The sequence below is a fragment of the Pseudomonas sp. GW456-12-10-14-LB2 genome (genome assembly GCF_002884345.1).
Taxonomy (GTDB): Bacteria; Pseudomonadota; Gammaproteobacteria; order Pseudomonadales; family Pseudomonadaceae; genus Aquipseudomonas; species Aquipseudomonas paraglycinae.
Window position 1 is genome coordinate 1 of the sequence record NZ_POHV01000205.1, and the last position, 261, is coordinate 261.

Consider the following 261-nt stretch of genomic DNA (forward strand, 5'->3'; position numbering starts at 1 on the left):
GCCTTCGGCTACGCGCTGGAGAAGGACACCAGCGAGATCGTCACTGCCAATGGCGGCAAGGTGCTCGGCTCGGTGCGCGTGCCGCTCAACTCCTCCGACTTCTCGTCCTTCCTGCTCCAGGCGCAGAGCTCGAAGGCGAAGATCGTCGGCCTTGCCAATGCCGGGCTCGACACCACCAACTCGATCAAGCAGGCCTCGGAGTTCGGCATCGTCGCCGGCGACCAGAAGCTTGCCGGCCTGTTGATGACGCTCGCCGAAGTG

Annotated in this window: 1 protein-coding gene; it reads left to right on the plus strand. The window is 64.8% G+C overall.

Annotation, left to right across the window (positions count from 1 at the left end; all coding sequences use genetic code 11):
* Positions 1 to 261: ABC transporter substrate-binding protein (locus C1X29_RS30035; protein WP_158247917.1), on the plus strand; the 261-nt coding region annotated here is incomplete at both ends.